Genomic DNA, 21,234 nt, shown 5'->3' on the forward strand with positions numbered 1-21,234 from the left:
ATCAAACCACTTTTTAGAATTTATACTGAAGTGATAAGGTTGTTGAACGTCCGCTAATAGAACGTGCTCTTACTAAACGTGCATCTCCGAATGCTCCATCTCCATTACCTTCAACTTCTGTAATACCTACGGTATCGAATAAGTTATTTACGCTTAACACTAAGGATAAGCCTTTAGTTAAACCAGCTCTACCAATTAAATTGAAGTATGCATAACCTGGCATAACTAAATCGTTATCATCTTGAGCATAAGATTTTGTAGTACCTAAAACACTTAACGCTACACTGTGTTGACTCTCTTCACCAAAGTTATAAGCAGGTGATAAGTTATACACTAAATCGGCTTGTCTTCTTGGAGTATTTCCTTTGTTATCGCCACCATCAATTTCTGCTTTAGTCCAAGTAAATGACCCATTAAATGATAAGTTATCTGTAAATGCTAAAGCGGTTTCAGCTTCAACACCCATAGCCTTAAAAGGATTTCCTACCGAACGGTTTAACTCGTTACTTAAACCTTCATCGGTATTACTTCTAAAAGCAGTAACGTTAACTACACCGTTGTTTAATCTTTTCTTGAAACCAACTTCTAATTGAGAAACTTCGTCAAACTGTACATCAGCTTTTCCATTAAGACCATAGTTATTTCTATCGGCTGCTCTACCAGAAGCACCAGAACTATATCTACCAAACACAGCCATATCGTCATTAAACTTATAATTAAGACCTAAAGAGTACGATACAAAATTGTAGCTATCATCAATTACCTGTCCTGCATTTCCAGTAATTACTGGCACCACTTGCTCAATACCTTCAATAGTTCCGTTACCATCATAATCATAATTTCCTTGACTTGTTGGTCCTGCTTGAATGTTTCCGTTTACATTTACATTTTCGAAACGTACACTACCATCAAAATTTAACTTTTCGGTGATGTCTGCATCTACACCAACATAAGGTGAGTTTACATTATGTACTGTGTTGTATTTACGTTGACAACAGTTACCCCAAATTGGCGTACCATAAGAGAATTGTCCGTTTCTTGAAAAGCCATCAAAATCGGCTAATCGAGCATCACCACCGCCTTTAACTTCTGATAAAAATGAACTCCATTGCCATCCTATTTTAGTGTTTTGAGTAGCTGTAAATAAACCAGCCGTAACACCTACATTATCTCCAATTTTCTTAGTTACTTTAACATCTCCAAAGAAGTTACTTAAATCGTCTACAGTAACATCAAACATGTGGATTACTTGTGCTAATCCGTTTGATGGATTAAATACTTCTCTGTCACCATCGGCATACACTAAGTTACCAGTTGCTCCAACCGCATCTCTAGCTAAAGTTTCCATTTCTGAAACCGTACCAATAGCCGCTGTAAAAGGAGATACCCACTCACCACTGTTATTAGAATATCTTGCTTTACCCATTAACTTCCAATCGTTTGGTAAGCTAAAAGAGAATTCTGCACCTAAAGCTTTAGACACTGGGTTGTTACCATTGCGCACATCGTTTACATGATTTTCGCCACTAAATGGTGATGTTCCTGCACTTTGTTGTAAATGTGTCGAGTGTACTGCATCTGATGTTATATCGAAACCAGGTAAATTAGAAAATGTTGGATCGTCGTTACTACCCTCTAACAACATTGGCATTGGTAAATACATTACCGATTTGTCGTTTAATAATTTTACATAAGCACGCACATAACCGCTTTCAAAACGTTTTGTTAAGTTCGCTTTAAACTGTCCACCTTTATTACCTTGGTATCCAATTTCTCTTGGCCCTTCACCCGCTCTAACAAATCCACCAATGTGATAAGACAAACCGTTACCAAGTGGCGTTCCATACTCAAAATCTAATCGGCTTGTTTGGTAATCTAAACCAAAGGTTGTTCCTACCGAACCACCTTCTGTGGCACCAGTTTTACTAATCATGTTAATAATACCTGCTGGACCATTTGAGGTTTGCGTAGATGCCGAACCACCACGAATAGCTTCAACTCTACCTATGTTTGTATCAATTCTTAAAAAGTTATCGGCATTACCAAAAGAAGTATCTCCAAATAAATTTAATGGCAAGCCATCTTCTTGAATTTGAAAATAACGAGAACCACCTGAAGAAATAGGCACACCACGCACATTAAAGTTGGCATTACCTTCACCGCCCGACGATTCTGCACGAATACCAGGCACATTTCTAAAAAGTTCTCCAGCACTTCTTGGTGAAGCTTGTTCTATTAGCTCTACATCCATTGAAGAAACCGATACACTCGATTCAATTTTAGATTTAGGGTTTACAACACCTGTTACAACTACTTGGTCTAAAGATTGGGCATCTTCAGCCATAATTATATTTACTGTAATATCACTACCACTAAGGGTTACACTTTTTGAAAAAGATGCATAACCTATAAAAGTAGCAGATAGCGTATAATTTCCATTTTCTAAACCAGAAATGGTATAATTTCCATCAAAATCGGTTACCGAACCTTTTGTAGTTCCTTCTAAAATTACATTAACACCTGGAAGTGGCACTCCAGCTTCATCTTTTACATTTCCAGAAATTGATTGTGCCATTAAACTGCCAACCGACAACAGCATCGCAAAAATCAAAATTCCGTTTAGTTTAATTGTTCTCATTCTTTAGTTTTTTTAGTTATTCAACAATATTTCAAGCTTGTTTTTGTCAAATTTATATTTTAATAACACAAAAAATATCATTTTAACAATCGAAAACGTTTTCGAAAATACCGAAAACGTTTTCGATTTAAAAAATAAATACTAAATTTAAATTACAAAACAACAAATTACTAAATGAAACAAGCGACTTTAAAGGACATCGCAGAGCAACTAAATTTATCTGTAACTACAGTATCAAAAGCATTAAAAGGCTATCCCGACGTAAGTAAAAAAACCAGAGCCATGGTAAAGGAGCTTGCCAAAACTTTAAACTATAAGCCTAATACCTTTGCCGTAAATTTAAGAACCAAAGAATCGAAAACCATTGGTTTAATTATTCCTGTAATTGTGCATCATTTTTTTTCGAATGTTATAAGGGGTATTGTGGCTCAAGCCGAAAAAAAAGGCTATTTGGTAATTATTTTACAATCTAACGAATCGTACGAACTCGAAAAAAAACAATTAGATTTATTAATAAGTCAGCGTGTTGATGGCATCATAATTTCATTGGCTAATGGAACCGCCGATTTTTCTCATATAAACGCCATTATTGCGCAAGACAAACCTTTGGTTATGTTCGATAAAATTGCCAAAGTGGTTCAATGCTCGAAAGTAATTATAGACGACCGAAAAGCGGCTTATATGGCTACGCAACATTTAATTGATACGGGTTGTAAACGCATTGCCCATTTTAGAGGTGCGCTTTTACCGCAAAACTCTATTGATAGATTTTTAGGTTATAAAAAAGCTTTGATTGATAATGGTTTTACATACGACCCATCGTTGGTTTATATATGCGAATGTGGTGATATGAGTTTTGAAGAAGGCCAAAAAAACGCCAAACAACTTTTAGAAGACCATAATGATGTTGACGGCATTTTTATTAATACCGATTTAGTGGCTATTGGAGCCATGACAGAATTTAGCAAACGAGGTGTAAAAATACCAGAAGATATTAGCATTGTAGGTTTTAGTAACTGGTTTATGTCGTCGGTAATTTCGCCAAGTTTAACTACTATTGATCAACCAGGTTATGATATGGGAAAAAGTGCATTTAAACAACTTTTTAAAGAAATTAAAGCTAAAAAGAAAAACACAGCATTTACACCAAAAACCGTAACCTTAGAAACGGCTTTAGTAAAACGCGATTCCACAAAATAAAGCACATAAAACCCTATAAATAAAAGTCTTAACCAAACCAAACTAGTCACTTAGATCAACTTACAACGTAAATTCAATGTTAACAAATTGTAAATTTAAAGTAAAATCTCATGTATTTGCTTTAAAATGAGGCCTATGAAAACAAATTCGTTACATAAAATTAGAAAAGAAATGGCTTTTAAATATTGGTGTTTAACTATTAAATTTAAGATTTACATTTTAAAATATAAACGTGCTCTAGAAATTCCTTACCGATAAAATAATCTTGGAACGCAGGCTTAAAAGTATCTTTAAAATTAATAATTTAAGACTTTAAAAACTTTATATTTCTAGTTAGCCCAGAATATTTTGTTCGCTTAACAGCTGAGTTTTTAAAAACTTTCCTAAAAGTTTCTTCGGTAATGTCTTCCCAATCCTTTTTACTCATAGAAAGTAATTCGGGGTGCGGATTAAATAGCGGCTCACTATGTGGTTTAGAAAATCGATTCCAAGGGCAAACATCTTGACATACATCGCAACCAAACATCCAATTATCCATTTTTCCTTTAAACTCTGTGGGCATATTTTCTTTTAACTCAATGGTTAAGTAAGAAATACATTTACTACCATCTACAACATAAGGCTCCACAATGGCTTCGGTTGGGCAAGCATCTATACAAGCTGTACATGTTCCACAATGGTCTGTTGTTGGTAAATCATATTCTAATTCTAAATCAATAATTAATTCCGCTATAAAAAAGAACGAACCCACTTTTTGCGATAGTAAATTACTGTTTTTACCAACCCAACCTAAACCCGATTTGGCTGCCCAAGCTTTATCGAGCACTGGCGCAGAATCTACAAAAGCACGTCCAGAAACCTCTCCTATTTCATCTTGAATAAAATGAAGTAACGCCTTTAATTTGTCTTTTATAACAAAGTGATAGTCGGTTCCATAAGCATATTTCGACAGCTTAAAAGAATCGCTATTTTGTATTTCTGAAGGATAATAATTCAATAGAAGCGACACCACACTTTTTGAATCTTCAACCAGTTTTGTAGGATCTAAACGTTTATCAAAATGGTTTTCCATGTAACGCATTTCGCCGTTCATGTTTTGCTTTAACCATTTTTCTAATCGAGGCGCTTCTTCTTCTAAAAATTGGGTTTTACTAATACCACAAGACATAAAACCGAGACGTTTGGCTTCGGATTTTATGAGTTGTGAATATTTTGATTTAAGATTCATAAATTATGAGATTCTGAAACAAGTTCAGAATGACACTTGGTGTTAAAACAACCCGCCTTGAATATTACCTTTAACTTTCCCTAAATGTTTGTAAGCTAATTCGGTAACTTCACGCCCTCGTGGTGTGCGCATTATAAAACCTTGCTGTATTAAAAAGGGTTCGTATACCTCTTCAATGGTCTCAGAACTTTCGCTTACTGCTGTTGCTAAAGTTGTAATACCTACAGGTCCTCCTTTAAATTTATCTATAATTGTAGTTAGTATTTTATTATCCATTTCATCTAAACCATGCGCATCAACATTTAATGCCTTTAATGCAAATTTAGCAATTTCAATATCTATAGATCCGTTACCCTTTATTTGTGCAAAATCACGAACTCGACGCAGCAAAGCATTAGCTATACGCGGTGTTCCTCTACTTCTGCCAGCAATTTCAATAGCAGCTTCCATAGAAATAGGAACACTTAATATACTCGCACTACGCTGTACAATTGTGGTAAGTAAATCGGTTTTATAATATTGTAATCTACTTTGTATGCCAAAACGTGCACGCATTGGCGATGTTAGCAAACCAGATCGCGTGGTGGCACCAACTAAAGTAAAGGGATTTAAATTGATTTGTACGGTTCTGGCATTAGGGCCAGTTTCAATCATAATATCAATTTTATAATCCTCCATTGCGGAATACAAATATTCTTCAACAATGGGGCTTAAACGATGAATTTCATCAATAAATAAAACATCTCTTTCATCTAAATTAGTTAATAAACCAGCCAAGTCTCCTGGTTTATCTAAAACCGGTCCTGAGGTAACTTTAATACCTACACTAAGTTCGTTTGCCAATATGTGTGCTAAAGTAGTTTTACCAAGTCCTGGAGGTCCGTGAAATAATGTGTGATCGAGCGCTTCACCACGTAAATTGGCTGCCTGCACAAATACTTGTAAATTTTCCAAGACTTGATCTTGCCCGGTAAAATCGTTAAATGCTAGCGGACGCAATTTTTTTTCTACATCAATTTCTTCAGGAGAAAAGTTTTGGCTTGTTGGGTCTAGGTTTTCGTTCATAAAATTACCGTGTAAACTAGAACTTTGTTAGTAATAAAATTTCTAATCGCAAAACTGCGATTTCTTGAAATGACAAGAAGTTCAATAGTTAAACAAATATAAACAAAAAGCCTTTCAATCTCGATAGCAATCGAGAAGAAAGGCTTAATGCTCTTGCTAAAATAAAGCTACTTAAAAACTTCTAGTTATTTTAAAATTGTGAACTCACAACGACGGTTTTCATTGTATTCATCGTCGCTACAAATACCTTCTTTTACACATTTATTAAGTGGTTGGGTTTCGCCGTAGCCTATACTTTTTAAACGATCACGATCAATGCCTTGGCTAACCAAATACTCCAATGTAGAAGCGGCACGACGTTTCGATAAATTTAAGTTGTACTCATCTGGTCCACGAACATCGGTATGTGCAGAAACTTCAACCTCCATGCTTGGATATTTTTTCATTATATCTACTAACACGTTTAATACTTGTGCTGCATCTTCACGGATATCCCATTTATCGAAATCGAAATAAATTTCTTCTAACTCCACTTGAACACCTCTTTCTTTTTCCTTAATTCGTGTTTCTGCATCGGCAAAAGATTCTAAATTTAAGTAAATATTGTGTTGTACTTTCCCTTTACTATCGGTTGAAAACTCAACATCTTGAGGAATATAAGCTTTTCTTGTACCTCGAATTTTATATTTTTTATTAGGTTCGATTTTAAAGATATAATAAGCATCATCGCCAACAATAGCGTCTTGAATTACAGTGTCAGACTCATCGAATAATGTAACTAAAGAACCGGTTAATAATTCACTACTATTTTTATCTTTTACAACACCTTCCACTTGATAAATAGTTAACGGATTTACTTCTCGAGCAAAACCAAACATTCTATCGAAACCACCACGATTTGATGATACATAACCCATATTATCTTTTTCGCGAACCACATAAGCAAAATCGTCTAAATTACTGTTTATTGAACTTCCTAGGTTTACTGGCTTATCAAAATCGCCATTTACCATATTACTTCTAAACACATCTAAACCACCATAACCTTCGTGACCAATAGAAGAAAAATATAGCACGTTAAATTCACTTAAAAATGGAAATTGTTCGCGGTGTACCGTATTAATAGTAGGCCCAAGGTTTATAGGCTCACCATAAGTTCCATCGTCGTTTATAGCTACCTTGTATATATCGAAACTTCCAAGAGTTCCTGGCATATCACTTGCAAAATATAAGGTTTTATCGTCTTTTGTTAATGCAGGATGCTCGGTACTATAAGCATCTGAGGTAAATGGTAATGCCGTAACATTTGTCCAGGCTCCATCAACCAATTCGGCTTTATAAATTTTAATATGCGCAATTTTTACATCGCCAGTTTTTGTACGTGTTTCGTTAGTTCTATTAAAGTACATGGTTTTACCATCTTGAGTAAAAATAGCATTACTTTCGTGCGAACTCGTATTAATAGCTTCAGAAAATGGTTTTATATCAACAAGCTTATTATCGTCTGTTAATTTTCCATTATATAAATCTAAATACGGTAAATTGTTCCAAACATAAGCCGGATTATCTGTATTTCTTGCTGAAGCAAAAGCCACTTGATTATCTCCATAAAATGTTAAACCAAAATCGCTACTAGAACCCTCGTTAACAATTTGTTCTAAATTAAAAACGTGTGGTGTTGTTTTTTCTAAAGATTGAATAAATGCATTTGTATTTACAGGTTTTCTGTAGTACATAGTTAAATGCTTATCGGCATCTTTATAATTTTTAACACCTTTTAAAGCTTGACCGTAACGAAAATGGTAATCGATATCGATAGAATCGCCATACTCTAAAAACAATTCTCTATAAGTTTTTACAGCCTTTTGAAGACTGCTGTTATAATAATAACTATCTGCCAAATTTTGAAGTACACTTTGGGTACGGTTTTTTGTTTCGTATAATTCTGCTGCATCAGTAAATGCACGTAATTCAAAAAGTTTATCGGCGCGTTTTGTATTTCCTTTTTGTGCAAAAGCCATTCCACTAACTAATAAAAGGCTTGCAAATATGTAAATGTGTTTTTTCATGTTTCCTATTATTAAAAATTAGAAGAATCTTGGTGAGCGATCGTATCCGCCTTTAAATCCGAATAAATCAACATCGAATAACACCATAATTTCATGCGATCCTGAATTAAACTCACCTAAGTTTGACGTTGTATAATCGTAAGCATAACCTATACGAAGTTCTGGCGTAATCCTAAAACTCACTAACCCACTAACGGCATCACCTAAACGGTAACCTATACCGGCTTCCAGTTTTTCATGAATTAAAACGTTTGCTGTAACATCGACAGCTAGGGGTGCTCCTTTTACAGCTCTTGCCATAAATGCAGGTTTTAATTTTAAATCACGATTTAAATCGAAAACGTAACCACCAGTAAAGAAATAATGCACATTTTCTACACCTGTTGCCTTTATACCACTATCTTCTTCAAGATGTTTGGTTGCAAATAAATTAGGTGCCGATAGCCCTAAGTAATAATTGTCGCCAAAAAAGAAGGCTCCAACACCAAGGTTAGGAAAGGCTTTACTTATGTTTTCATCGAAAGCTGTATCAGTACTTGAGTTACCAGATTGTAATTCGAAATCGCTAAAATTAGTATCGAAAAGTGTTACACCAGCTTTTAAACCAAATGAAATTTTACTTTCGAAACCTACAGGTAAAACATAGGCAAAATCGGCATAAATATTATTTTCGGTAACAACATCTCCAATATTGTCGTTTGTAAACGAAATACCCATTTCAATTTTTTCGTTTATTGGTGTATGCGCAAAGAAGGTTCCTGTTTTTGGAGCGCCTTCCATACCAACCCATTGAGTTCTATACAATCCGCCAAGGTTTAAAATCCCTTCGTCGGCCGTAGCATAAGCAGGGTTAATAACACTCATGTTATACATGTATTGCGTAAACTGCGGATCTTGTTGTGCGTTACTTTGTAATGACAAGAACGTCAAACCTAACAAAGCAACTATTTTATGATATATATTTAAATGTTTCATTGTATTAAATTTTGCTTTATCTATAAATTATCTGCTTAAGTATAAGCGTCCTTGTTGTGGGGCGTGTTCACCATCATTATATTTAAAAATGTAGAAGTATACACCAACTGGCAAATCGCCATTTACAACCACTCGTGATTGGTTTGGAGTACCATCAAATCTTGGTGTACTTGCATTCCCTTTATAAACTATATTTCCGTTTCGGTTATAAATTTCAATTTCGAAATTTGGATATAAAATGGCTAAATTATCTACCTCGAACGTATCGTTAACGCCGTCTCCATTTGGAGAGAAACCATCTGGTAATTCAACTTTTCCACATGCTGTCGTATTTGGGGAAACTGCCAAACGTACACTACTTTCACAACCTGTATTTAAATCTACAAAGGTTGCATAATATGTTGAATTACTTATTTCCGTAATACTTGGTATGGTAGAACCGCCAATTTCGGCATCGTACCATAAAACACCATAAATACTAGAATCGTAAGTTAAATTATTGGTTAATGTGCTAATGGTTGGCCCATCGTTTAAGCAATATTCTTCATTAGGGTTGGTTAAACTTGGCGTTTCAGCATCATTAATTACAACATCAATTTGTACCGCTTGAGCAGACTCACATCCGGTGCTATTCGTTTGTGTTGCATAATAATCTTCACCATCAATTAAAGCTTCCGTACCGGTTAACGCTATTGTTAACGCAGCATCTTCATACCATTGAATTGTTCCCGTTGAAGTGATTAAATCATCTAAATCTGACACTATTGGATTGTTAACTGCACAAAATTCTGGCGTACTATTATCTGTTGTTGGGGTTGGTGTTTCATTAACTGTTACTGTAATACTTGCTTCCGAATCTGGCGAACAAGGTGATGTAGCTAATACGGTATAAGTATAAACATTGGCCGCATCGACAGCTGGATCGAAAACACCAGTTCCGCTTGTTAAGGCAGGAGACCAAGATCCACCGCTTTGAGCATCGACACCTAATAAATCGAATAAATCGACTGCGTCATCAGATGTACATAGCGTTATAGAATTGTCTGAACCTGCATTTGGAGCTAAAGTAACCGAAACATCAATACTACTTGATGCGGTACCACAGACATTAGATAAAGAATACGTATAAGTTCCAGGAGCATCAACCAATGGGTCGAAAACTCCAGTTCCACTTGCTAAGGCAGGTGTCCAGATTCCTCCAGTTTCTGGCGTTCCACCAAGCTCACTAAATAAATCTACTGTACCGTTGTTACTACACAAATCTAAAGGTGTGCCATCTGTTCCGGCGTTTAAAGGCTCTTCAACGGTTACTTGAATTGTCACGCTATCGCTAGAACACGGTGCTGTAGCTGCAACGGAATATGTAAACTCGTAAACGCCTCCATCAATTCCTGATGCATCAAAAATACTACCAGAAAGCGAACCAACATTATCGTCGTTATTCCATGTTCCTCCAGCATCTTGCGAGCCATCTAATCCTGTAAATAAATCAATATTACTATTATTATTACAAGAAATAATTGAAGCTGTATTTGGTGCTCCAGCATTTGGAGAACTATAAATGGTTACTGTAACTGCTGTTCTTGCTGCGGACTCACAACCTGTAATTGCATCGGTTTGCGACGCGTAATAAGTTTGTCCGCTTGTTAAATTAAAAGTTGCACTTAAGGCAGTTCCTCCAGTATTATTAATATACCATTGAATACCGTTTCCTGTTGCTACTAAATCGGCTACAGTTGCGCTATCACAAAAGGTTTGTGTTCCATTTGCAGTTGGCGCCGCAGTTTCATTAATTACAATACTAACTGTAACGTTAACATCATCACAACTTCCTATTGCATCAACATCGAATGTAAAATTATAAGAACCTGCGCTTAATGCATCTAAAGCTATCGTATTCCCTGTTAAGGCTCCTGTAGCGTCATCGTCGCTCCAAGTCCCTGTTTGATCTTCATCCTCTAATAAATCAAAGAGATTATATGTTTGTCCAGCAGTAATTGCGGCTAAACAAAATTCGGCGGGTGCATTTGCTGTACCAGATTCTGGAGCTTCTTCTATGGTTATAGCCACTGTGCTACTATCGGTACAAGAAAATGAATTTGTTACTGTATAAGTAAAATTATAAGTCCCAATCATTAATGCCGTTAAATCTAAATCACTTCCGCTTAACGCGCCCGAAGCATCATCGTCGCTCCAAGTTCCACCTGCATCTTCACCTGCTAACTGATCGAATAAATCTAATGGTGAATTACTTGCTAAATCGTTCTCACAAAAAATGCCTGGTGTTGGTGTTCCAGCGTTAGGTAATGGATTAATTACAATACTAACGGTTACATCTACATCGTCGCAGCTACCTATAGCATCAACATTATATGTGAAATTATAAGTTGATGGTGTTAAACCTGATAAATCAACAGTGTTCCCTGTTAAAACTCCTGAATTACTATCGTCGCTCCATGAACCTGTTTGGTCTTCGTTTTCTAATAAATCGAATAAATTATAGCTTGTTGGTGCGGCCCCTTCACAGAATTGAGCTGGCGCATTTGCTGTACCAGATTCTGGAGCTTCTTCTATGGTTATAGCCACTGTGCTACTATCTGTACAAGAAAATGAATTTGTTACTGTATAAGTAAAATTATAAGTCCCAATCATTAATGCCGTTAAATCTAAATCACTTCCGCTTAACGCGCCCGAAGCATCATCGTCGCTCCAGGTTCCACCTGCATCTTCACCCGATAACTGATCGAATAAATCTAATGGTGAATTACTTGCTAAATCGTTTTCACAAAAGATGCCCGGTGTTGGTATTCCAGCATTAGGTAATGGATTAATTACAATACTAACGGTTACATCTACATCGTCGCAGCTACCTATAGCATCGACATTATAGGTGAAATTATAAGTTGATGGTGTTAATCCTGATAAATCAACAGTATTCCCTGTTAAAACTCCTGAATTACTATCGTCGCTCCATGAACCTGTTTGGTCTTCGTTTTCTAATAAATCGAATAAATTATAGCTTGTTGGTGCAGCCCCTTCACAGAATTCAGCTGGTGCATTTGCTGTACCAGATTCTGGAGCTTCTTCAACCGTAATGGTTATTGGTTCCGTATCTGAACACGTACCGTTATCTATGGTGTAATTAAAAGTATACGGACTTCCTGCTACTGTTAAGGTCGTAATGTCTAAATTATTTGAAATGGTATTATCTGAAGCATCGGTCCAAGTACCAGAATCGTGATCTTGCGATCCATCTAAAGCATCAAATAAGTTAAAAGGTGAATTTGCAGACAATTCATTTTCACAAAACACTTGATTAATTGCGGCACCAGCATCTGGATTGTCTAAAATAATTACTTGTACCGTTGTTAACTCTTCTGGGCAAGGATTTGGAGCCACATTTTGAAAATAGGTAAAGTTATATGTACCGCTAGTAAAACCAGTTAAATCAATTGGTGAGGTAACAACAGGGTCTGTTATTAAAGTTCCTTGCGTCCAGCTTCCTCCTAAGTCATGATTTTCTAATAATGTAAACAAGTCGAAACTTGTTGGTAAATTAGATTCGCAAAAAGATTCAGGATTTGCAGCTGAAGCATTTCCTGCAGAACGTGTTTCGTTTATTGTAATTGTAACCGTTGCAGTAGCATCAGGACAATCGTTATTACTTAAAACCGTATATGTAAAAACATAATTTCCAGCTGTTGTTAACGAACTAATATCGACTGTACCTTGATACCCATTTGATGTTGTTAAAGGTCCAGACCATGTTCCACTAGTTTCAGGCGAACCTCCTAATTCATCATATAAATCAAAAGCAGGCGGTAAATTATCGCTACAATACTCTAAAGTACTAGATGAACCTGCATCTACAGGATCATAAATTTCAACCATCACACCTACAGCGTCACTTGTACAAAAGAAACTATTAATTTGAATATAATATGTATTACCATCAATTAATACTGTTGCATTGGAAAGAGCTGGAGGAATTGGTTCTCCTAAACCATCAACATTAGCATACCAACTATAATTAGTTTCACTCGTACCGGGGTTTAAATCGGCAATTGTAGGGTTTGTATCTGAACAAAATGTTTGGGGATTCGCAGGTGCCGGATTTGCTGGGGAATCAAATACACCTACTTGCCCTACCTCAATTTGGCTTTTACACCCACTATTATCTACAAAAACAATATAATAACTTTTAGCACCACTAGGTAAACTATCGGAGGTGTTAGCTTGATCCGTTAATTCAGGATCGTTATAAACCTCTACGCTTCCCCCTGATGGAATTTCTGAACTTAAAACATCATCAATATAATTTTGAACTGTTGCATTTTCATTACTACAATAAATTTGATCAAAATTTCCGCCTGAAGCGTTTACTTGGAAATTTACTACAATAGATTGACGCGTACCGCAACTACCTGAATTATCATCAGCATAATAAGTACCTTCCTGCACTAATTGATTGTTATTTATTAAATTTCCACCGGTATCTGAATCATACCATACAATGCCATTTCCGCCATCGGTAACATAATCTGTACGTAAATCGGAAAAGGTATAACCAGATGCATCGCATATAGCAGGTGGTGCCGGATTTGTTACTGTTGGACATTGAGCATTTAAAGAAAATGTCATCCAAAGAAAAACCACGAAAAAGGATCCGATTAAACTCGGAAGCCTTACAAGGGATTTTGTTTTCATAGATTTGGTTAATTTGTTAATTGTTAAATGCCAAACAAATGTTAATTATGTTAAAAAAACAACGGGTTAACACATTCAGCGTTGCAATTTAACTGATTTTATTTACATTTCATCGATTTATTTTTAAAAATTTACATTTCAACCTAAAAAAAAGTCTTTAAACGAAAAAACCCGCTATAAATAGCGGGTTCATATAAATATAAGAAAAAGTTAGTGTTGTAACTCTTCTTCTCCGTCTTTTAGCGGTACATTTTGAGGAACAAAATCTACATCATGCCCAGGCTTACTATAATCGTATGCCCAACGATGAACATGTGGAATCTCTCCAGGCCAGTTACCATGAACATGCTCTACAGGAGTTGTCCATTCTAATGTATTTGATTTCCATGGATTTTTTTCTGCTTTTTTACCGTAGAAAATACTAGAAAAGAAATTGTAAAGGAATACTAATTGAAATGCTCCCCCAACAATTGCAAATAAGGTTATAACAACATTTACATCAGCTAAATCATCGAATAATGGAAAATTACTATTCGTATAATAACGACGTGGTAAACCTGCCATTCCTATAAAATGCATTGGAAAAAACACGCCATAAGCACAAATTGCCGTTACCCAAAAATGAATATAACCTAAATTTTTATTCAACATACGTCCAAACATTTTTGGATACCAGTGGTAAATACCTGCAAACATACCATATAATGCAGATATACCCATTACTAAATGGAAGTGAGCTACTACAAAATACGTATCGTGAACGTTAATATCTAAAGCAGAATCACCTAAAATTATACCAGTTAAACCTCCAGTAATAAACGTTGACACCAAACCAATAGAAAATAACATGGCCGGATTCATTTGTAAATTACCTTTCCATAAGGTCGTTATATAGTTAAATGCTTTTACCGCAGATGGTATTGCAATTAATAATGTTGTAAAAGTAAATACTGAACCTAAGAAAGGATTCATTCCTGATACGAACATATGGTGACCCCAAACAATTGTTGATAAAAACGCAATAGCAAGGATTGATGCAATCATCGCACGATAACCAAAAATTGGTTTACGCGAGTTTGTTGCAATAATTTCTGAGGTTATACCTAATGCTGGTAATAATACAATGTAAACTTCTGGGTGACCTAAGAACCAAAATAAGTGTTCAAATAAAACAGGAGAACCTCCTTGGTAGTGTAATACTTCACCTTGAATAAATATATCTGATAAGAAGAAAGATGTACCAAAACTTCTATCCATTATTAGTAATAATGCCGCAGATAATAAAACAGGGAACGAAATAATACCTATTACAGCCGTAATAAAGAACGCCCATATAGTTAAAGGTAATCTTGTCATAGACATACCTTTTGTACGTAAATTTAAAACAGTAACTACATAGTTAAGCGATCCTAATAAGGACGATGCAATAAATATAGCCATTGATACTAACCATAGTGTCATACCTGCACCTGAACCACCTTGGGCCATTGGTAATGCACTTAACGGAGGATAAATTGTCCAACCTGCTGCTGCTGGTCCAGCTTCAACAAATAACGACAGTACCATAATTACACTTGATAAAAAGAATAACCAATAAGACACCATGTTTAAGAAACCTGATGCCATATCACGCGCACCGATTTGTAATGGTATTAATAAGTTACTAAAAGTACCGCTTAAACCAGCCGTTAATACAAAGAATACCATAATGGTACCATGAATTGTTACTAAAGCTAAATATATATCTGCATCCATAACACCATCTGGTGCCCATTTTCCTAATAAAGCCTCAAATAAAACATTTGGTTGCTCTGGCCATGCAATTTGCATACGAAACATAATAGACATCATAATACCTATGATACCCATGATTGTACCAGTAATTAAATACTGTTTTGCAATCATTTTATGATCTAAACTAAAAATGTATTTAGTTATAAAGGTTTCTTTATGATGATGTCCGTGTTCTTCGTGAGTATCTGCGTGTGCTGACATAATCTTATATCTTGTTAAATCTAGTTATTAGTTAATTAGAGAGTTTTTAAATTCCTTTTGTTCTTTAATCCAAGCGTCATATTCCTCTTGAGTTTCAACAATTATTTTCATTTGCATGTTGTAATGAGAAGTACCACAAATTTTATTACAAAGTAATAAATAATCAAACTCGTAACGTTCTAAAGCATCTTCACCTTTAGCAATTAAAGCTTCACTTTTTTCAACTCTAATATTATTAATATTCTGAACCTTTTCTATTATTTCCGGAGTTTGTCGCATTTCTTCTGTAGTTACAGTTGGTGTAAAACCAAATTGTGTAATCATACCAGGAACACAGTTCATTTGAGCTCTAAAGTGAGGCATGTAAGCAGAATGCAATACATCTTGAGAACGCATTTTAAATAATACTGGCTTACCAACAGGTAAATGTAATTCGGTAGTGATAATATCATCTTGTGCATTAGGATCAGCTTCATCTAAACCTAATATATTTGCCTTATCGATATCAATTAAACGTACATTTGCCTTACCCAAAGTATTATCTGCACCAGCATATCTAGCTTTCCAGTTAAATTGTTGTGCATATAACTCTACAACTATTGGATCATCACTTTCATCAACACCCATAATGTTAATCCAAGTATTTAATCCATAAATAATTAAACCAGCTAACACAATCACAGGAATAATAGTCCAAATTGCTTCTAACTTATTGTTATCAGCAAAAAACAGCGCTGTTCTTCCTTTTTCACCTTTATATTTAAAAGCAAAATAGTGTAATAAAAATTGTGTTATAATTTGAACTAAAAATATAATAACTAAAGAAATAGCCATTAAATTATCGATAGTAGGACCGTGTGCCGATGCTGAATTAGATAATAATGGTAAATCGCCCCATTTAACAACACAAACTATCGTGATGATATAAATAAAAGCTAAAAAGCCCATCATTAAATACCCGTTAAGTGTATTGTCCTTATCGGTAGCTATTTGAGAATTTTCGTTTTTTGCTTGAGCTAAATCGAAAATCTTTACCATTTGCCAAATGGCAATTAATATAAATACTAAAATTATAATTGTTAATAAAGCAGTCATTGTTCCGTTCGTCTTTATTTATATCTTAATTAATAATGAAACTCTTCACTTTCTTTTATAAGTGGATACCCTTTAGCAAGCAAAGGCGCTTTTGTTAATGCTGTAAATACTACATATATAAATAATCCAGCGAAAAGCAAAATAGCTCCAATTTCAGGAATTCCAATAGACCATCTGTCTCCCACTGTTGCAGGCATAATCATGTTGAAAATGTCGATGTAGTGCCCAAACAATATAACAATACCTGTCATAACGACAAACCAAGGCATACGCTTATAATCTGCATTCATTAACATTAATATTGGGAAAACAAAGTTTAAAACCACCATGCCTAAGAATGGTAATTGGTAATCGTTAAAACGCGAAATAAAGTATGTTACTTCTTCTGGTATGTTTGAGTACCAAATAAGCATAAACTGTGAAAACCATAAATAAGTCCAGAAAATACTAATAGCAAACATAAACTTAGCTACATCATGTAAATGGTTCGCATTTACAAATTCTAAATATCCTCTAGATTTTAAATATAAGGTTACTAAAGCAATAGCAGTAATACCACTAACAAACATACTAGCGAATACATACCAACCGAATAAAGTAGAGAACCAGTGCGGATCAACACTCATAATCCAGTCCCAAGACATCATAGATTCTGTATAAATAAAGAATACTAAAAATCCAGCTGCAATTCGGAAAGATTTTTTAAAGTTGCTTTTATCTTCGGCCGTATCTTGAGCAATTGAAAACTTACGCGCAAAATGACGGTATAAACTCCAACCTGCTATAAAAATTATTCCTCTAATAATGAAACCCCAAATATTTAACCATCCAGATTTCCCTTGTATTAGTTTATCGTGAGCTACAACTTCCGGATCCATCCAGATAAATATATTATTATGACCAATAAAGTGTGATGCCGCAGCAATAACTAAAACTATTATAGCACCAGGTAATAAATATGCAGTAATAGCTTCCATAACCCTAAACAATACTGGTGACCAACCTGCTTGAGATGCGATTTGAATAGCGTAAAATGCTAAACAACCTAAAGCGATCATCATAAAGAAAAAAGCCGCAACATATAAAGCAGACCAAGGACGATTTGCTATTTGATGCTGAACATGCTCAATATGTTTAGTATGCTCATCTACATGCCCATGTTCAGCTTCAGCGTGATGCTCACCGTGTGCATCATCGTGAGTCGCGTCATTGGCATGTGCATCGTGTGCTGGTGCATGATGTGTATCAGCTTCACCGTGACCACCGTGATGTGATTCTTCTGCAAGTAAGGTTTCAACTTCTTCAAAAGATTTATGAGACGTGGAAAAACCAATTCCAACACCTATCGCACCTAAAATAATTAGAACGATAGAAAATATCTTTAATTTACTTGAAAATGTGTACATATCTAAACTTATCTTACTTTTCTAAATCTGATTTAAGTTTTAAAACGTAGCTAACAACTTGCCAACGCTCTTCTTCATTTAATTGGTTTGCATAAGAACCCATAGCATTTTTACCATAGTAAATTGTATGATAAATACTACCTGCGTTAATGGCTCTACCAGCATCATCATAACTAGGAATACCAAGGATTTTTTCTCTTTTAACAAGATTTCCTTGACCATCTCCTTTGGTACCATGGCAAATACCACAATAAATATTATATAATGCCTTACCTCTTTCTAAATCTACTTGAGTTGAATCTAAAGGACTATTTAAAGTAGCCTTTGCTAAATTGTAACCATCGGTTGTATTTTCTATATCGAAAGGAACAAAACCTCTCGCTATAGAACCTTCGGCAGGTAATTGCGCTTCAACTCCATTTTTAAAGGCAGCTTCACCATAAGTTTCGTAACCTGCAGATTCATACATATTAGGCATAAACTGGTAGTTAGGCGCAGAATCTTTTTTACATGATACAGCTACAAAAGCAACTGCCAATACTATTATTTTAATTAAGCTTTTCATATTTATATTAATGGGCTTTATCAACTAATTTAATTTCTACCGCTCCAGTTTCTTTTAATAAAGTTTCTAAAGCATCTTCGTTACCATGAACACCAATTTCCATTAAAAAATGATCGTCAGTAGTTCTTGGGTCAGGGTTTTCGGCTTTTTTAAATGGCCACATTCTACTGCGTAAGTAAAAAGTAATTACCATTAAATGCGCTGCAAAAAACACGGTAAGCTCGAACATAATTGGTACGAAAGCCGGCATGTTTTCTATATAGCTAAAACTTGGTTTACCACCAATATTTTGTGGCCAATCTTCAATCATGATAAAATTCATCATCGTAATTGCCACGGTTAAACCCACCAAACCGTATAAAAACGCACAAATTGCAATTCTTGTACCTTCTAATCCCATAGCCTTGTCTAGCCCATGAACTGGAAATGGTGTATATATTTCTTCTATGTGATGTTTCTCTGCGCGTACCTTTTTAACTGCAGACATTAATACATCGTCATCGTTATAAATAGCGTGAATAACTTTTGAAGCTTCCATTGACTATGTTTAGTTTATTAAGTTTTTAGCTTGACCAGACCAATCATCACGTTCCGCTCTTCCTGGGAAAGAACCTGTAATACTGTCTAACAAGTCGTATTCATTCTTGGTCATTTTACTAACTTGAAGGAAGGTATAAATACCAATGCTATTTAAAACTTCTTCCATTTTAGGTCCAACACCACTTATTTTCTTTAAATCGTCGGCAGTTTGTGTTGCAGCATCAAAAGAACCAATAGTTCCTAAAAGACTTGATACACGTTCTGCTTTTTCTTCTTCTGATACCTCGGCTACTTCGGTTTTAACTTCAACAGTTCCATCAAGGTTTGATGTTCTAGCGTCAGCACCTGTACCGACTAAGCTTTTACCAGCTTCTCTAAGGTTCTTATATTTTTGTCCTGAAGATTTTAAAATCGTCTTTACTTCTGCCTGTGCTATAACCGGAAACGTTCTTGAGTACAATAAGAATAATACAAAGAAGAAACCTATTGTTCCAATAAAAATACCAATATCAACAAAAGTTGGTGAGAACATTGTCCATGAAGATGGTAAATAATCACGGTGTAATGATGTTACGATAATTACGAAACGTTCAAACCACATTCCTATGTTAACCACAATTGAAATGATAAACGAGAACATAATACTTGTTCTTAACTTTTTGAACCACATAAACTGCGGAGAGAACACGTTACAAGACATCATCATCCAGTAAGCCCAAGCGTAAGGACCAGTTGCTCTGTTTAAGAATGCATATTGTTCGTATTCTACACCTGAATACCAAGCAATAAATAACTCAGTAATATAAGCCACACCAACAATAGAACCCGTAATCATAATTACTAAGTTCATTAACTCAATGTGCTGTACAGTAATATAATCTTCTAGGTTACACACTTTTCTCATAATGATAAGAAGCGTGTTTACCATAGCAAATCCAGAGAATACCGCACCAGCAACGAAATAAGGTGGGAATATTGTAGTATGCCATCCTGGTATAACCGATGTAGCAAAGTCAAACGATACAATGGTATGTACAGAAAGTACAAGCGGAGTTGCTAAACCAGCTAGTACCAAAGATACTTCTTCAAAACGTTGCCAATCTTTAGCACGTCCAGACCACCCAAAACTTAATAAAGCATAAATTTTCTTTTGGAAAGGTTTAATTGCTCTATCACGTAACATAGCAAAATCAGGTAATAAACCAGTCCACCAGAAAACTAATGATACCGATAAATATGTTGAAATCGCAAATACATCCCAAAGTAATGGCGAGTTAAAGTTAACCCATAACGAACCAAATTGATTTGGTATAGGCAATACCCAATACCCTAACCATGGTCGACCCATGTGAATAATAGGAAACAAACCTGCCTGCACAACCGAGAAAATCGTCATTGCTTCTGCAGAACGGTTAATTGCCATTCTCCATTTTTGACGGAATAATAAAAGTACTGCAGAAATAAGTGTTCCTGCGTGACCAATACCTACCCACCAAACGAAGTTTGTAATATCCCAGGCCCAACCTACGGTTTTATTTAAACCCCAAGTTCCAATACCTGTTGATATGGTATATAAAATACATCCAATACCCCAAAGGAAGGCTACAAGTGAAATTCCAAAAACAATCCACCATTGTTTATTTGCTCTTCCCTCAACAGGCTTAGCAACATCCACAGTTACATCGTGGTATGATTTTTCGCCTGTTACTAGAGGTCTTCTAATAGGTGCTTCGTAATGAGACGCCATAATT

13 protein-coding genes are annotated in these 21,234 nt (G+C 35.3%); 1 reads left to right on the forward strand and 12 read right to left on the reverse strand.

All coding sequences use genetic code 11. The features are described from left to right. Positions 1-13: 13 nt before the first annotated feature. Positions 14-2,638, reverse strand: coding sequence for a TonB-dependent receptor (locus tag LG651_RS01000; protein ID WP_226694301.1), 2,625 nt, complete (start codon positions 2,636-2,638; stop codon positions 14-16). Between the two features lie 174 nt (positions 2,639-2,812). On the opposite strand from LG651_RS01000, the gene LG651_RS01005 reads away from it, so the two are divergent. Next, the gene (locus LG651_RS01005) at positions 2,813-3,838 is read left to right on the forward strand and encodes a LacI family DNA-binding transcriptional regulator (RefSeq protein ID WP_226694302.1); all 1,026 of its coding nucleotides are present in this window, start codon (positions 2,813-2,815) and stop codon (positions 3,836-3,838) included. Between the two features lie 304 nt (positions 3,839-4,142). Here the strand turns inward: LG651_RS01005 and queG are convergent, their stop codons facing one another. The 11 genes from queG to nrfD form a co-directional block, all read right to left on the reverse strand. Next, positions 4,143-5,066 (reverse strand): tRNA epoxyqueuosine(34) reductase QueG, encoded by a 924-nt coding sequence (queG, locus tag LG651_RS01010; RefSeq protein WP_226694303.1) that lies wholly within the window; start codon positions 5,064-5,066, stop codon positions 4,143-4,145. A 42-nt stretch (positions 5,067-5,108) separates the two neighbouring features. Next, on the reverse strand, positions 5,109-6,131 hold the full coding sequence (gene ruvB, locus LG651_RS01015; RefSeq protein WP_226694304.1) for a Holliday junction branch migration DNA helicase RuvB: 1,023 nt from the start codon (positions 6,129-6,131) through the stop codon (positions 5,109-5,111). A gap of 185 nt (positions 6,132-6,316) precedes the next feature. Next, positions 6,317-8,200: an OmpA family protein gene (locus LG651_RS01020; RefSeq protein WP_226694305.1), complete on the reverse strand. Its 1,884-nt coding sequence runs from the start codon at positions 8,198-8,200 to the stop codon at positions 6,317-6,319. 18 nt (positions 8,201-8,218) lie between these two features. Further along, positions 8,219-9,175 carry a PorP/SprF family type IX secretion system membrane protein gene (locus LG651_RS01025; protein WP_226694306.1) on the reverse strand — a complete coding sequence of 319 codons (957 nt, stop codon included), beginning with the start codon at positions 9,173-9,175 and terminating at the stop codon, positions 8,219-8,221. A 27-nt stretch (positions 9,176-9,202) separates the two neighbouring features. Beyond that, positions 9,203-13,882 carry a gliding motility-associated C-terminal domain-containing protein gene (locus LG651_RS01030; protein WP_226694307.1) on the reverse strand — a complete coding sequence of 1,560 codons (4,680 nt, stop codon included), beginning with the start codon at positions 13,880-13,882 and terminating at the stop codon, positions 9,203-9,205. Positions 13,883-14,092: 210 nt separating this feature from the next. After that, positions 14,093-15,877, reverse strand: coding sequence for a cytochrome c oxidase subunit I (locus LG651_RS01035; protein ID WP_226694308.1), 1,785 nt, complete (start codon positions 15,875-15,877; stop codon positions 14,093-14,095). 27 nt (positions 15,878-15,904) lie between these two features. Beyond that, positions 15,905-16,972 (reverse strand): cytochrome c oxidase subunit II, encoded by a 1,068-nt coding sequence (locus LG651_RS01040; RefSeq protein ID WP_226694309.1) that lies wholly within the window; start codon positions 16,970-16,972, stop codon positions 15,905-15,907. Between the two features lie 29 nt (positions 16,973-17,001). Further along, on the reverse strand, positions 17,002-18,378 hold the full coding sequence (locus LG651_RS01045; RefSeq protein WP_226694310.1) for a quinol:cytochrome C oxidoreductase: 1,377 nt from the start codon (positions 18,376-18,378) through the stop codon (positions 17,002-17,004). A 13-nt stretch (positions 18,379-18,391) separates the two neighbouring features. Continuing rightward, complete coding sequence (locus LG651_RS01050; RefSeq protein ID WP_226694311.1) at positions 18,392-18,943, reverse strand: c-type cytochrome; 552 nt, start codon at positions 18,941-18,943, stop codon at positions 18,392-18,394. Positions 18,944-18,950: 7 nt separating this feature from the next. Next, positions 18,951-19,481, reverse strand: a complete 531-nt coding sequence (locus tag LG651_RS01055) for a DUF3341 domain-containing protein (protein WP_044632937.1) — start codon at positions 19,479-19,481, stop codon at positions 18,951-18,953. A gap of 9 nt (positions 19,482-19,490) precedes the next feature. Then, the gene (gene nrfD, locus LG651_RS01060) at positions 19,491-21,230 is read right to left on the reverse strand and encodes an NrfD/PsrC family molybdoenzyme membrane anchor subunit (RefSeq protein WP_226694312.1); all 1,740 of its coding nucleotides are present in this window, start codon (positions 21,228-21,230) and stop codon (positions 19,491-19,493) included. Positions 21,231-21,234 lie beyond the last annotated feature (4 nt).

The organism is Neotamlana sargassicola, from assembly GCF_020523965.1.
GTDB lineage: Bacteria > Bacteroidota > Bacteroidia > Flavobacteriales > Flavobacteriaceae > Neotamlana > Neotamlana sargassicola.

Coding starts and splice junctions, on each gene's coding strand:
- LG651_RS01000 (WP_226694301.1), bottom strand. CDS start 2,638: ATGAGAACAATTAAACTAAACGGAATTTTGATTTTTGCGATGCTGTTG.
- LG651_RS01055 (WP_044632937.1), bottom strand. CDS start 19,481: ATGGAAGCTTCAAAAGTTATTCACGCTATTTATAACGATGACGATGTA.
- LG651_RS01035 (WP_226694308.1), bottom strand. CDS start 15,877: ATGTCAGCACACGCAGATACTCACGAAGAACACGGACATCATCATAAA.
- LG651_RS01025 (WP_226694306.1), bottom strand. CDS start 9,175: ATGAAACATTTAAATATATATCATAAAATAGTTGCTTTGTTAGGTTTG.
- LG651_RS01050 (WP_226694311.1), bottom strand. CDS start 18,943: ATGAAAAGCTTAATTAAAATAATAGTATTGGCAGTTGCTTTTGTAGCT.
- ruvB (WP_226694304.1), bottom strand. CDS start 6,131: ATGAACGAAAACCTAGACCCAACAAGCCAAAACTTTTCTCCTGAAGAA.
- nrfD (WP_226694312.1), bottom strand. CDS start 21,230: ATGGCGTCTCATTACGAAGCACCTATTAGAAGACCTCTAGTAACAGGC.
- LG651_RS01020 (WP_226694305.1), bottom strand. CDS start 8,200: ATGAAAAAACACATTTACATATTTGCAAGCCTTTTATTAGTTAGTGGA.
- queG (WP_226694303.1), bottom strand. CDS start 5,066: ATGAATCTTAAATCAAAATATTCACAACTCATAAAATCCGAAGCCAAA.
- LG651_RS01005 (WP_226694302.1), top strand. CDS start 2,813: ATGAAACAAGCGACTTTAAAGGACATCGCAGAGCAACTAAATTTATCT.
- LG651_RS01030 (WP_226694307.1), bottom strand. CDS start 13,882: ATGAAAACAAAATCCCTTGTAAGGCTTCCGAGTTTAATCGGATCCTTT.
- LG651_RS01045 (WP_226694310.1), bottom strand. CDS start 18,378: ATGTACACATTTTCAAGTAAATTAAAGATATTTTCTATCGTTCTAATT.
- LG651_RS01040 (WP_226694309.1), bottom strand. CDS start 16,972: ATGACTGCTTTATTAACAATTATAATTTTAGTATTTATATTAATTGCC.